Source organism: Amphritea atlantica (genome assembly GCA_024397875.1).
Taxonomy (GTDB): Bacteria; Pseudomonadota; Gammaproteobacteria; order Pseudomonadales; family Balneatricaceae; genus Amphritea; species Amphritea atlantica_B.
In genome coordinates this window covers 1,881,741-1,894,814 of sequence record CP073344.1, presented here as the reverse complement: position 1 = coordinate 1,894,814, position 13,074 = coordinate 1,881,741, and the positions used below count along the sequence as shown (strand labels likewise).

The window sequence follows — 13,074 nt, the reverse complement described above, 5'->3', positions numbered from 1 at the left end:
TATCTCATGGGCTGCACGTTTGTCTGGGCAAACGTGCACTCTGAATCGCCCCGCCTTTTTCTGATTAGGCAGAGGCGCTTAACCTCCCTTCTCTCAGGCGCTTCACCGGACGTTCATCAATAAATATATGGATCACAGCTGTCAGTAAGGCGATCGCTGCAGCGGCCCACCAGACGCTGTTATAACTACCGGTCTGGTCAAACATATAGCCACCGACCCAGACCCCAACGAATGAACCTAGCTGGTGATTGAGAAAGACGATGCCATACAGGGTGCCCATATGACGCAGACCAAACATCTGCGCCACCAGACCTGAGGTTGCCGGAACTGTCGCCAGCCATAGAAACCCCGTGGCAATTGAAAACAGGTAAACGGTTGTCGTAGTGATCGGCAGCAACATAAACAGGGCGATCACCACAGCGCGTAACGCATAGATGATTCCCAGCAGGTTTTTCTTTGAATAACGCCCGGACCAGGAGCCAAATAGCAGGCAGCCGAATATATTAAACAGACCGATCAGCGAAAGACTGGTTACGGCGACCGTAGAATCAAACCCCTGATCGGAAAGAAATGAGGGCATATGTACCGTAATAAAGGCCAGCTGAAAGCCGCAGACAAAAAAACCTGCGATCAGCAGCCAGTAGTGCAGATGACCACCAGCTTCCTGCAGCGCTCCTTTTAAAGGTTGCGGAGATACGTCCTCTATTATCGTTTTGGGTTCGTCAACGTTACGAAAGGTGGTCGCCATGATGATCATCATCAGCGCTCCGCCACACATCAGTAAAAGTGCAGTCTGCCAGCCATAGATGCTAATAAACGCCTGAGCCACCGGAATCACCATCAACTGTCCTGCGGAACCTGCTGCTGTTCCTAACCCCAGAGCGAAAGCACATTTTTCCGGCGCGACCATCCTTGCCAGCGCAGGCAGAATAACGCCGAATCCGGTTCCGGCAATGCCCATTCCAATCAAAATACCGGCACCGCTGTGCAGACTCCAGACGCTGTCAGTGGTCGCGGTGATATAGATACCCAGGGCATAGAGCAACGCCCCGATAACCAGTGTCCTGAAGGTTCCAAAACGGTCTGCAAATGCACCGGTAAACGGCTGAAACAGGCCCCAGCAAAGATTTTGCAGTGCCAGCGAGAAGGCAAATACCTCCCGGCCATAACCAAACTCGCTGGAGATCGGTGCCATAAAGAAGCCCATCGACGAGCGCAGGCCAAAATTAAGCGCCAGGACCAGGCAGGACGCAACCACAAACAGACTGAGAAGCTTTACGTGGCCAGCGTTTATTGCAGTAGGCATAAGATCTATTTCGGCTTGGGTTTTAGGGTAAATGAGTAGAATTAGTAAGGTGGGCAGGCGTCATTATACAAACATGATATCGTCTCAGACAGATACAGATACTGCTGGAAACAGCGTAAATCTGCGCACTTCCGACAGGGTTAAGCCGGATAGTACACTCAGACTGCCATTACACCCTCTCAGATAAGCCGGCTGCCAGATTCAGTGTATAGCCACAATGGAATGCTCTGGGCTGCTGTGTCACCGGATCGATAAAGCGTAACTGCTGTGCCAACAGCTGCAAAGGCTGAGTAAAGTCATCGGCAGCCTCGGGCTGTAATGTGGGGTAATAGCGGTCGTGTAGGATTGGCCATCCAAGGGTCTGCATATGAACCCGCAGTTGATGTGTTTTACCTGTCACCGGTTCTAATTCAAACAGCGCTGAGCCCTGCAATCGATCCAGACAACGTATCCGGGAATGACTGTTGGGAGCCCCATCATAGACCCGCATCCGAAAACGGGGGTCAGCCGTTTGCAGCCGGTTAATGACCTCCCATTGCTGATTGATCAGCGGTTCGCTGTGGTCAGCATCAATCTTGCCGATCGCCTGGTAAGTTTTGCTGACGTTTCGACTCGCAAACAACTGGTGGTAAAGATGGCAGGTTTCCGGATTAACCGAAAACATCACCAGCCCGGCTGTGGCCCGGTCGATACGGTGCACGGCTTGCAGGGTTTGTAATCCCGTTTTTATCCGCAATCGGTTTTGCAGACACTCATTCACATAATTCCCTCCGGGCGTGACGGGAAGAAAGGCCGGTTTATAGGCCACCAGAATATCTGCATCTTCAAATAAGATCGTTTCGTCGAACGGAATAACGGGTTCACATTCAACTTCGCGATAATAATAGACACGCTGCTTTGGTCGATAAGGAGATTCTGAAGTAATGAGGGTTCCATCATGCCAATGCAGCTTTCCATCGTATGACCGCTGCCGCCACACCTGAGCGTCGATTTGTGGAAACTTGCCAATCAGATAGTCCAGGACAGTTTCAGCCCCGGGATTGATTTGTGGCAGAGTCAGTTTAGATGGAGACTTAGCAATGACCATCATCGAATCCTAAATCGCGATGATAAAGTTCATCATCGACGGTGTGAGTGAAGTACTGCGGTTGTGGAAACACTTAACTCTACTAGCTGAACTGTTTCTTTATAAGATCGACATCTATTACAACATAATAATGGGTTATGGTCTGAAAAGCCCCTCCCGCAAGGGCTTAGTATTCTTTTTAAATTCAGTTAACCCAGGTGTTGATGAAAAAACGCCAGCGTCCGGCTCCAGGCCAGTTCGGCGCTTTTTTCATCGTAGCGGGCTGTAGAATCATTATGAAATCCATGATTTACATCCGGATAGATGAATGCGGTGTAATCAATCTGTGCCGCTTTTAGCGCCGTCTCATATTTTGGCCAGAAACCATTAACCCGGTTATCCAGACCGGCAAAATGCAGTTGCATCGCGGCTTTAATATTCGTAACAGGACTATGTGGCGGAGTGCCGTAAAACGGTACGGCAGCGTCAATAATATCCGGCAGCAAGGCGGCCAGCTGGTTGGTCAGGTAGCCGCCAAAGCAGAAGCCAACCATCCCAAGCTTATCGGTTGTCAGCTCATATGCCGCCAGCATTCGCGCGGCGTCGGCGAAATCACCCTCTATTTTGCTGCGCTCCAGGGTTTTCTGCATCGCCCGACCGTCATCATCATTACCGGGATAGCCCCCCAGTGGGAATAATGCATCAGGGGCAAACGCAACAAAGCCGGATTTTGCCAGACGTCGGGCAACATCTTCGATATAAGGGTTCAGACCGCGATTTTCATGGGCCACCAGCACCGCCGGTGCCTGTTTTTCGGCACTGACACCCTGTGGCACAACCAGGTACCCCCGCCCTTTTTCATGACCTGTCGGTGCGTCAAACTCCAGATAGCGGGCTTTGATATCCGGGTCATTGAACGACACCTGTTCAGCCAGGGCATAGTCAGGCAGTAACACGCCAGAGAGTGTGCTCAGGGTTAGTCCGGCAATGCCCAGTGTTGCAAGTCGCTTGATGAAGGTGCGCCGATCAATGTCCCCATGGGCATACTCGTCATACCAGTCGAATGCTTCCTGAGGAATATCAATATTAGCAAGAGAGTCTTTATCGCTGCGGTTATTCATACTGCCTCCTGATGGTATGACCTGTATTTCTGGCTCCCGGTCATCTTTCGCAGATCACAGGGCCGCTTAGGCAATATAGACTATGCAGGAAAAAACAAAACCTTGGGAGCGATTGTCAGGAATTTTATCTTCCTCCTGTCAGCTGCGGTCAGCAATGACACGTTTCAGGCGACGGCTATAGAGGATATATATGCCGCTGCTGACAATCACGCAGGTGCCTGACAAGGTCATCAGGTCAGGCTGCTCATCAAAAATAACGATCCCCAGAATCAGTGCGAAGATCACCCGGGAATAACGAAATGGGGCAACCACCGAGACCGAGCCGGAGCGCATCGCAATGGTCAGCGCGTTATATGCAATGACACCAAACAGGATCGCCGCGGCAATCTGCAAAGCGGAAGAAGTATCGATTGCAAACGCTTTGTCTTCGGTGAGTGACAGGCAAGCGCCTGAGGCGATCAGCACCAGAAAGCCGTAAAACCCCAATTGATAATTGGACAGTTTGGGTGACGCTGCCCGGGTGGCAAGGTCGCGGCCGGCAAAGCCCAGAGTGCTGGCAACCGCAAAAAGAGAGGCTGGGTTAAAGTCGCCCGGGCCCGGGCGCACAATCATCAAGACACCAATAAAGCCCGCCAGGATTGCTAGCCAGTGCGATACAGAGATCTTTTCATTCATATACACAGCCGCACCCAGCACCACCACCAGCGGTGTCGCCTGGAGTATGGCGGATGCGCTGGAGAGCGGCATCAAGATGATGGCAAGCGCAAAACATGAACGCCCGATAATTTCACAGATCACCCGAACCAGCATCGCCTTGCTGCGCACATCCGCCGGCACGGTGGCTTCCCCTTTGAGTTGCATCAGGCCGAGGAATACCAGTGCGCCGCCAAGGCCGAAGGCAAGGATTGCATATCCGAGGGGCACAACCTCAACCGCGCTTTTAATGAACATATCTTCCAGAGAGAAAGCCGCCATTGCCAGGAGCATGAATATGCACCCGGTATAGTTTGAAGAATGTTCCTGAGTGTTTATCACCGAATTGGATCGCCTTATTTTAACTTGCTGTTTATGAGTGTAGCCATGAGAGTATCGAGTGGATGAGGCCAGTCTTACGGGAGTTATATCGTGATAGCCTAAATTAACGGCCCATTACAAAACAGGGGTAACTTAATAAAGTTCAATAGAGACAGCGAATTGTCTATCGCAGAATGTATACGAAAAATGATTAAGCTCTTCCACCCTGTTTAGTCTGTTTATGGGCTTATCACTGATTTGATAATACCTCCCTTATGCATCTGAGTTATAGCCTGATCGTGTGGATCAGAGCAATCAGGCCGCCGATGATATCGCCGCACTATTGTTCTCATCCGAACTCTCCAGACAGGCCTCTTCAGATAAACCTCTCCAGACAAACGAGAGTTCTGCTGCAGAAAAAGTGTTAACAATGATTGATTGTCCGGGTGTCTGCTATCAATGTTGCATAGCGTCAGAAGATCTTCTTGTAATGGTCTAATGACACCGGACACTTTAATGAGAGACTATAAACGTCAAACATTGAGGTGTAGGAATGGGACAGAAACGTAGTTACAAGCAATACCCGAAAGAGTTCAAAGAAGAAGCTGTTGCGCTGGTCATTGGCCAAGGTTACTCAGTGCCTGAAGCTGCTAAATCACTGGGTATTGCGGCCAATATGCTCTATCGCTGGAAACAGCAGTTTGAAGAGCAGCAACAAGGACAGACGCTGGCCGAGGATGAACGAGAAGAGCTAAAACGCCTGCGCAAAGAAAATAAAGAGCTGCGTATGGAGAAAGAGATTTTAAAAAAGGCTTCAGCCTTCTTCGCAAAAGAAATGAAGTAAAGTATCGCTTCGTTCAGCGCCAAGCCGCGATCTATCCAGTACGTGTTCTGTGCCGTGTAATGAGAGTGAGCAGCTCCGCATATTACAGCTGGTGTAAACGGCCAGCGAAGGTCATCAGCGCTGATACTCTGCACTTGTATCGCAGAGCCAAAGAGTTGTTTAGGGCTAGCCGAGAGAGCCTGGGCAGTCGAGAGCTGGCGAAAAAGCTACGTGAAGAAGGCTTTAGAATTGGACGTTATCGCACCCGCACACTCATGCGTAAACTGAAATTACAGGTTAAGCAGCGTACCGCTTACAAGGTAACGACTAAACGCAGACATAGCGATCAGGTGGCTGACAACCTGCTGAACCAGAATTTTAACCCGGTTGCTCCGAATGAGGTTTGGGCTGGCGATATCACGTATCTCAGAACTGCGGAGGGGTGGATGTATCTTGCGATCGTGATGGACTTGTACTCACGTCGTATTGTGGGCTGGCATATTGATAAGCGCATGAGTGCTGACCTGGTTTGCAGAGCGTTGATGAAAGCAGTTAATCTGCGTCAGCCGAAACAGGGCTTGGTCTTTCACAGTGACCGAGGTTCACAATATACCAGCAAACAGCACCGGCGCTTGCTGAAAAGCTACGGCCTCCGTTCATCTATGGGTGACGTTGGAGCCTGCTGGGATAATGCAGTCGTTGAGCGCTTCTTTGGTAGCTTAAAGCATGACTGGATACTGAAGGTTAACCAGCCAACGCGAGAGCATATGAGGCAGGATGTGGTTAAGTACATGAGATATTACAATCTGGAAAGGCTTCATACGGCGAACGGAAGTTTATCTCCGGTCAACTTTGAAAATTTACAAAAAAAGGTGTCCGGTTGGAGTTGACCAGTACATCTTAATATAGTAAAAAGCACTGAGGTCTTTTGTTTTCTTAGAGCTAATGATTAAGTTTTTTGCACATTAAACAAATACTTATATCAGTATCCTATAAAAATATTTAACTCTTAATAGCTTTTATTTATTGGGGTTTCAGGCCTGCTCTTGTGATAGAACCAGATCAGATGAGCTTTGATTTGAACTGCGAAAACAGAGCTGTAAATGATTGAGTAGCCATGAATCATCGCCATCAAAAATGGCCACATAACATAGTCACTGTAACTTTGTGAGATGTATTTGATAGCTGAACCGGCAGCTCCACGTGCTCCGGAATGGCTCAATAAATATACTGGCAATGGTGATAGCATCGCCTTGGCTTTCCTGGCCTATTCGATTTTCTTTATAACGGGCTGCCATTAACTTGATCCATGCAGCTATGGTGTGCCTTCTAGCTGGGAACATTGTCCGCTTATGGTTGTGGGTTCAATGAGTCAATGCAACACGCTATCTTTATTTCAAAGATGGAGTGCAGCAATGCGGCCAAAAGGACATCATTCTTAAAGGCTAAAAACAAAGCTAATTTTATCGTAAGAGAAGAAACCTAAAGAAGAATCATTCTGCTCATATATCACACCTATTTCAGGCATGAAGTTGAAGAACTGAATATTTTTGTTACTTACCATCAAGCCATAACGCTTACGCGTATCATCTCGCTTAGCACCAAAAAAAGGATCTATCCCCTCGTATAAGCGCTTACCTACTGAACCAAAGAGTTCAACGCCCCACGAATTTAGTGGAAGGTCAGCCCCAAATCCAACTGATCCTCCATAATAGGAATACGGCTCCTCTCTGGCGCGGGATTTTTCAATGCTGAGATCACCTTTAACCAAGACCCCATTTTTAAGTGCTCTAGTAAAATTTGTTGTTAGTGTGTAGTTATTGGCATTAAGGTGGGGGGCGCTGGGTACATCCAACCTGCCTATTTTGAACTCATGATTTAATCTGAATTGCTGTACCGGATCTGGGGTGTACAGTAGGCTGGTATATGGGAAATCATATTGCTTAGTGCCGCCTTGCTCGGAGTACTCGAAACCTGTGCGGCTTCTCAGCTGTGGTAATGACTCGAATGCGTAAATAAAACCAGTATCACCAGTCCATAGATCAAACTGACTTTGCTCAAAATCAGTAAACGATAGATTAAAGAACCCCAGCATCCTGCCATCATCAGAGAAAGACTTGCCGGAGGTCATCTTATAGCGAATCCCTCTTATTTCACGGTTATCTTCCAAAGGCACCACGTTTAATATTTGACCCGCGATCATTACCTCTTTGCTAGAAGTAAAATTGCGCGGATTTGAATCGCTGACGAATGACAACCCAAACTTTACAAAACCTAAAGTGCTATCTATCTCATCGAGGTAAAGTCTGACATTCTGCTTTACAGCCCAGGGTATGCTCCGCTCTGAAAGCACCTCCTGGAATACTTGTTTAGCGTGTTTGAAGCGGCGAGCCAAAAAAAGGGCTCTGGCTAACTCCAACTTCACGCGCGGGCTGTTTGTTTTACGCAGCAGATCACTGAAAATGGCAACAGCCGCTTCATAGTCCCTGTTGTTGAGCGCAATGCCCCCTAGTATAAATTGAGCTTGCAATGAATCTTGAACAACAAATTTTTGGTTATTAACGATTAGTTGAGATGATTCGTCATTCTCCATAGCATGAAGAGACCCTCCCGCAGTGAGACATAGCGAGAGGGTTAAACAAATGCTACGTTTTTGGCTCATATGACTTTACTGTGTTGCTCCATATCCTCCAATATAGCTTTCAATACCTGAGTCGGCACTCAGGCTGAACACACCACCCAGCTCTTGTGCACTTGGGCCATAGAAACGACCTTCAGCAGTACCGGTAAGACCCGTGGCACTTACGGGACCTGAGAACGAGTTCACACCAGCGCTATATCTCAACGTTCCTATCATATCCAGATTGTCGGCAGCTGATGAGATATCACTGTTCAGACTGATCTTTTCCGTGTTCCTGGTAGCAAAGGCTAAACTACGATTAGAGAAATCAGCCAATACCGTCAGTTCTCCTATTGCCATGTAGCCTTCACCTGAAGAATCAACATAAACTCCCGTGGATAAGCCAGTAAAAGTTGGAGTGCCAGTTTCGGGGATTGCACTCCCGGCCGTTGGGGAGCCTATACTCATAGTGCCAACTCTGCCAGAACCCGTATCAAGCCCCGTAATCCAAACACCAAAAGTCTGGTAGTCCCAGCCTGGTATTCCTGTGGGATCAATCGCGATACCGACATTAGTTCCCGCCGAATTTTCAGCACCTATGATTACACCGGAGAAAGTATCAATAGTATCGCCATCAGCGGTGTTCCAGGTAACCGTTGAATTAGGAGTGTTGATAGTTATTTTGTCCAAACTTCCACTGGAGCCATAGGTAAGAGTGGCCGAGGATGTCTGACTCACCCCTAAATCATTAACACTTGTTACAAGAAATGCCGGTGCGGGTGCACTATAGTCAGCCTCTCTGGTCATACCTGCAAAAGCGATCGCTTCGGGCGGATTAATTGCTGAGAATGATGAGAAAGACGTGGATCTAACCGATGCGCTACCTCCTCCGCATCCGGTGAGTAGCATAGACGTCGAGATCATACTTATAGAAACGAGCTTAAATATCTTCTTCATGATCATTCACCTAACTTAAAAAGCATCATGAATAGAGTTATCACTGCTCATATTTCCAGGTGAAGTGGCATCCAAAATCGTTAACTTAACGCCCTCTATGGTGCTTATAACTTAGGTAGCGGGCAAAGCTCCAAAATCAAAACTGCTTGAAAGTTACCGAACGCCCAAACTCTATCCAGCTTTTAAAATATAGTTGATGATTTTGTTCAACATCCATATTTACGCTTAATTACTGTGTTTGATCAGGGCATATATCAGTTGTTCTGTTTTATTGAGCATAAAATTAATCATCATGATGGGGTTGGAATTTATAAAGTATGAACAGCTAAGCCTCTCGAAGTCGGTATGGAATCATCGTGCTTCAGGGGACAATCGAGCGCCAAAGTCATCGATAAGTGGTATTCTGGGTGGCTGCTCTGTGTCGGAAGATGAGCTCTTCGGATAATTCTTTCCACTGCGGTGAGGCTCAGTTACAGAGCTATACCCCCCCCCAAGTGCTGACCAAGATGTAACTTTTTTAGGGACTAACAAAGCCTGGGAAGCCCACAGTTCGATGTTCTAGGCACTTAGCGTTGCATGCATGGCACGCTTCTTTATTGGTTACATTGCGACTGGCGTGGTGTGTGAGCGTGCCTTGCCGGTTTTCAGCAATGTGTCGAAAGACGACCTGGAGCCGCTCTTAATACTCTCTCAGGTCTGTTCCGTGCATTGCTCCAGTTAGAAGGCACACCATAGTTGCATGGATCAAGTTAATGGCAGCCCGTTATAAAGAAAATCGAGTAAATCATGAAGCCAACCACTATGCTCCACCACTCTATCAATATTCAGGAAACCAAATAATACCAATAGAGGAATAGGGAGAGTCGCAATCGCAGTCATCAACAGAAAGTAAGGCCAGGAAATTAATCGTTTACTCATTCCCGAAAGTAAAGATAGCCCCCCACCACCGCCAATCACGCTATTACCCGGAAAGTTCAAACACACAGCAAGAGTTACATAACGGTTTCGAAGGAGAGCTTCCCCAAAGCGACATAACCATGTTTCCCCTCTTACCATCTGTTCTAAGAGATCATCGACGTCTTCAATCTTATGCTGCAATCCAAGTTTTTGTAACCATTTTTGTAGCAGCGAAGTAGGTAATAGTCTTCCCGCACCATAGGCGAGACTAAGTCCAATCAGAGTGCCTACATAGGCGACTAATACCCCTGTTTCACCGAATATGGCCATGATCAATAATCCAATTTCTACTCCAGCAACAAAGGGCATGGCTAAAAACAGTGCATATATGCAGGCTAAAAGGATAAATCCAATCGTCCCCATCATATGCTGCAGTTGATGAAGAACCGCTTCTGCATTACTTTCGCCTATATGGGTCACACCATGCCCTATAACTATCAAGGTCGACCAGACCACAATCGTTAAACAACCCTTCCAACCTGGTCGCCCAACCTTCGGCAGGCTCCAAATGATAAAGTAAATCAAGAAGGCTAATCCTCCAACTGCGGCCAATAGTTTAAGGATGGGATGAGCAAGGAGCTTCAATACGAATTGAGAATGAGCGTGTAATGCGTGATGGGCCACAGCCATAATTAGAAGCCAGGCAAAAAGAATCAGACATAATCGCACACATACCATAAACCGGGTTTGGATCACTGCGTTATCTCCTGCATTTGTTTCCCAAGCGACTGTACAACGGTGCGTCTAAATAGACGTCAGCCGATTGTGTATAGACTAGAGCAAGTTCTTCGAAAACATCTCATTTTATTTAACTATCGGTTTAGCCCTGGTTTTGGGGAAGGCGCACAACTCACCATATCTACATGAAGCTTGCGGAAAACACTGACTTCAGCCATATCAGGCCTGTCAGCAGAAACAATACTGAACAGCAGGCTTAAAGCGCCTATTGCTGGCTTCAGTACAGCTAATGAATACGGGTTATAGAGTGTAGTCGAACAGACAGAAAGCGTATGTAGTAATAATGCATATCTGTAAGCGCAAAGGCTGGTCGACAGGTCATCAATATGGCAGTCACACCGTTTGGTATGTGGAGAAAATCCGCCTGAACAGTCTGAAATGAGTATTCAGGCGGAAGAGAATATCAAAAGTCACAGTTTCAAAGCTGATACAGTCTGCCGGGACTGGTTACGCTAAAAGCGTGTGACTTGATTTCATCTTCCTCAGGCTATTTTACTATCATAGCCTTAATTTTGTTTTTGTACTGCCAGCGCTTAAACAGGCTTAAATTGGATTGTTTCAGGCGAACCTTAGGATCATTAAAGACGCCTGCATAGCGCGTTAACAGAATTGATGGCTTATTGCCGGTAGCGGCTTCGTTTATAAACTGGTCGGCCCAGGTTCGTCCAATGGGAGGCTTGCTGCCATATTTAAATCGCTGGTAATACTCCGCTTTTAAACGCTCCCTTATCATTCTGTCTTTATAGATCCGATCACTACTCTGATGCACTCCTGCATAATGATTTTTTCCATGAATTCGGTATTTCATTAATGGCTCAGGAAGACAAAACTTACGATGCAGTGCAAGTGAACTGGCAAGGCATAGTGCGTTATCGGCGCAAATTTTCCAGTCGCTGATAAACGGCAAAGGAAAGATCTGGTGGGCTGCCTTTGCTCTAATGGACATGGCTGATGTCGGCTCACCAAGACTAATGTCTCTCGCTAATACCAGCATATTGCTAAACCCTAAATCAGTTAGTTCAGTCATGCTAAATGGGTATACAGCCTCCTTCTCCAAACCAAACTTTTCCAGCCCGGTATAAAGGAAATCGCATTCAGGTTTGGCGCTGTAAACCTCACTAATTTTTAGTAAAAAATCTGGCTTGTACAAGTCATCAGAATCAAGAAAAGCAATAACCTCTCCCGTAGCATTTTTTACTCCGGCATTAAAGGCTGCAGCCTGCCCTCCGTTTTCCTGAATGATTGCGCTTATTCTCCGGTCTTGTTTTGAAAGCGCTGTAATAATTGAATGGGAGTCATCGGTTGAACCATCATCGACAATAATCAGTTCCCAGTTTGTGTATGTCTGAGATAGCACCGAATTTACTGCTTCAGGCAAAAAGTGGCCGTAGTTATAATTATTTATAAGGACTGATATCAACATAGCGCTTCATGCCCGGTAAATGTTACAGGTACTGTCGCTTGGGTTTTATGCGTCATGAAGTAATCAATGGTTTTGAGCAAGCCACTTTCCAGGTCGGTGTATGGCATCCAGTCGAGCAATTCTTTAGCTTTACTGATATCAGCTTTTCGCTGCTTAGGGTCGGCTTCAGGTAATGGGTAGTACTCAATCGCTTTCGGCTGTCCGCGCAGTCTCTGAATGACCTGGGCTATTTCGGATACCGTAAGTTCATTATCATGACCGATGTTAATTACACTAATAGGGCCGCAATCATTCTCCATATACTTTATCAGGCCATCAACAGTGTCTGATACATAACAGAGAGAGCGCGTTTGTGAACCATCTCCATAAATAGTCAACGGCTCTCCATTTAATGACTGGTTGATGAAATTAGAAATGATTCGTCCATCTTCTGGACACATGCCTGGGCCATAAGTGTTAAATATTCGAGCTATTTTAATCTCCACACTATCGCTGTATTCATAGCATAGGGTTTCGGCGACCCTTTTCCCTTCATCGTAGCAAGCGCGGGGGGTGAGTGTGGATACATTACCAAAATAACTCTCAGTCTGAGGGTGCACTAAGGGATCACCATAGATTTCAGATGTTGAGCTGAATAACAGGGATGCGCCACACTTTCTGGCAAAATTCAAAACGTTTTTTGTACCTATATAACAGGTATCAAGCGTTTGTATCGATTTTTTCTGGTACTGGGGCGGGGATGCAAGACAGGCAAGATGATAGATCTTGTCCTGGCTTTTAATCAATGAAAAGTCAAAATCACAGATATCGGCTTCAATAAAGTTGATATCTGGAAAATCACTGATATTCGCCATTCGTCCTGACGATAAATTATCGATCACGGTTATTTCACAATCAAAGTTATAGATTAGATTGCGAACAAGGTTGCTTCCTATAAAGCCAGCTCCTCCGGTAACCAGAATTTTTTCTTTCGGCATACATCCCTCTTTATTTAGCCCGGCAAAAATAGCAGCAGTCTATCATAGTTCTTAAAAGGCACTGCTACCGCA

The 13,074-nt window shown here is 46.7% G+C and carries 10 protein-coding genes; 1 reads left to right on the top strand and 9 read right to left on the bottom strand.

Features of this window, described 5'->3' with window-relative positions:
• Window positions 1-64: 64 nt before the first annotated feature.
• The 4 genes from KDX31_08590 to KDX31_08575 form a co-directional block, all read right to left on the bottom strand.
• Entirely contained in the window at window positions 65-1,306 is a 1,242-nt protein-coding gene (locus tag KDX31_08590; GenBank protein ID UTW05039.1) for an MFS transporter, read from the bottom strand.
• Between the two features lie 169 nt (window positions 1,307-1,475).
• Window positions 1,476-2,393 (bottom strand): pseudouridine synthase, encoded by a 918-nt coding sequence (locus tag KDX31_08585; GenBank protein ID UTW05339.1) that lies wholly within the window; start codon window positions 2,391-2,393, stop codon window positions 1,476-1,478.
• Window positions 2,394-2,581: 188 nt separating this feature from the next.
• Window positions 2,582-3,493 (bottom strand): dienelactone hydrolase family protein, encoded by a 912-nt coding sequence (locus KDX31_08580; GenBank protein ID UTW05038.1) that lies wholly within the window; start codon window positions 3,491-3,493, stop codon window positions 2,582-2,584.
• Between the two features lie 138 nt (window positions 3,494-3,631).
• Window positions 3,632-4,480, bottom strand: coding sequence for a DMT family transporter (locus KDX31_08575; protein ID UTW05037.1), 849 nt, complete (start codon window positions 4,478-4,480; stop codon window positions 3,632-3,634).
• Between the two features lie 580 nt (window positions 4,481-5,060).
• On the opposite strand from KDX31_08575, the gene KDX31_08570 reads away from it, so the two are divergent.
• A protein-coding gene (locus KDX31_08570; protein ID UTW05036.1) for an IS3 family transposase occupies window positions 5,061-6,220 on the top strand; the annotation gives its coding sequence in 2 pieces (ribosomal slippage) (window positions 5,061-5,325 and window positions 5,325-6,220; 1,161 coding nt in all).
• A gap of 548 nt (window positions 6,221-6,768) precedes the next feature.
• Here KDX31_08570 and KDX31_08565 read toward each other — a convergent pair.
• From KDX31_08565 to KDX31_08545, 5 genes are all read right to left on the bottom strand, one after another.
• Entirely contained in the window at window positions 6,769-7,923 is a 1,155-nt protein-coding gene (locus KDX31_08565; protein UTW05035.1) for a DUF560 domain-containing protein, read from the bottom strand.
• Between the two features lie 75 nt (window positions 7,924-7,998).
• Window positions 7,999-8,907 carry a transferrin-binding protein-like solute binding protein gene (locus tag KDX31_08560; protein ID UTW05034.1) on the bottom strand — a complete coding sequence of 303 codons (909 nt, stop codon included), beginning with the start codon at window positions 8,905-8,907 and terminating at the stop codon, window positions 7,999-8,001.
• 744 nt (window positions 8,908-9,651) lie between these two features.
• Window positions 9,652-10,494, bottom strand: a complete 843-nt coding sequence (locus KDX31_08555) for a hypothetical protein (GenBank protein ID UTW05033.1) — start codon at window positions 10,492-10,494, stop codon at window positions 9,652-9,654.
• A 595-nt stretch (window positions 10,495-11,089) separates the two neighbouring features.
• Window positions 11,090-12,025 (bottom strand): glycosyltransferase, encoded by a 936-nt coding sequence (locus tag KDX31_08550; protein UTW05032.1) that lies wholly within the window; start codon window positions 12,023-12,025, stop codon window positions 11,090-11,092.
• Complete coding sequence (locus KDX31_08545) at window positions 12,019-13,002, bottom strand: NAD-dependent epimerase/dehydratase family protein (GenBank protein ID UTW05031.1); 984 nt, start codon at window positions 13,000-13,002, stop codon at window positions 12,019-12,021. Before KDX31_08545 ends, KDX31_08550 begins: the two co-directional genes overlap by 7 nt.
• Window positions 13,003-13,074: the final 72 nt, after the last annotated feature.

Bases quoted from the DNA above. Each gene is read 5' to 3' on its own strand.
- KDX31_08560 (UTW05034.1), bottom strand. From the start codon at position 8,907: ATGAAGAAGATATTTAAGCTCGTTTCTATAAGTATGATCTCGACGTCT.
- KDX31_08545 (UTW05031.1), bottom strand. From the start codon at position 13,002: ATGCCGAAAGAAAAAATTCTGGTTACCGGAGGAGCTGGCTTTATAGGA.
- KDX31_08575 (UTW05037.1), bottom strand. From the start codon at position 4,480: ATGCTCCTGGCAATGGCGGCTTTCTCTCTGGAAGATATGTTCATTAAA.
- KDX31_08580 (UTW05038.1), bottom strand. From the start codon at position 3,493: ATGAATAACCGCAGCGATAAAGACTCTCTTGCTAATATTGATATTCCT.
- KDX31_08585 (UTW05339.1), bottom strand. From the start codon at position 2,393: ATGGTCATTGCTAAGTCTCCATCTAAACTGACTCTGCCACAAATCAAT.
- KDX31_08550 (UTW05032.1), bottom strand. From the start codon at position 12,025: ATGTTGATATCAGTCCTTATAAATAATTATAACTACGGCCACTTTTTG.
- KDX31_08590 (UTW05039.1), bottom strand. From the start codon at position 1,306: ATGCCTACTGCAATAAACGCTGGCCACGTAAAGCTTCTCAGTCTGTTT.
- KDX31_08555 (UTW05033.1), bottom strand. From the start codon at position 10,494: ATGGCTGTGGCCCATCACGCATTACACGCTCATTCTCAATTCGTATTG.
- KDX31_08565 (UTW05035.1), bottom strand. From the start codon at position 7,923: ATGGAGAATGACGAATCATCTCAACTAATCGTTAATAACCAAAAATTT.